The organism is Shigella sp. FJ200513 (genome assembly GCF_040495915.1).
In the GTDB taxonomy this organism is placed as follows: domain Bacteria; phylum Pseudomonadota; class Gammaproteobacteria; order Enterobacterales; family Enterobacteriaceae; genus ECMA0423.
Genome location: NZ_JBDYCV010000294.1, coordinates 1 through 422, shown reverse-complemented (window position 1 = coordinate 422; position 422 = coordinate 1). Strand labels below are relative to the sequence as shown.

Sequence of the window (422 nt, the reverse complement as noted above, 5' to 3'; positions counted from 1 at the left end):
ACTATTCAGCGTCAGATTGCTGGCTTTGATGAAATTCTTCGCTCACCGAAACTTCCGGCAGTTACCAAGTCAACCGCGACTGGTGTAACTGTTTCTGGTGCGCAGAAGTTTAAGCCGCAGGCATACACCCTTGATACCGATGGTAACAAAGAGAACGTCGACAACCGTGTTGCAACGGTGACCGTATCCTCCACCACCGGATTTAAGCGCGGCGACAAAATCAGCTTCATTGGTGTGAAGTTCCTGTCTCAGATGGCGAAGAATGTGCTGACTGATGACGCGACTTTCTCAATCACCCGTGTGATCGATGGTACTCACATCGAAATCACGCCGAAGCCGATTGCGCTGGATGACGCGTCACTGACAAAAGAAGAGAAGGCTTACGCTAACGTAAACACCTCTCTTGCTGATACCACTCCGGT

Annotated in this window: 1 protein-coding gene; it reads left to right on the top strand. The window is 50.2% G+C overall.

Annotated elements, in window-relative coordinates; all coding sequences use genetic code 11:
* The coding region (locus tag ABZJ92_RS22310) for a P22 phage major capsid protein family protein (protein ID WP_353765466.1) at positions 1 to 422 on the top strand (422 nt) is incomplete at both ends.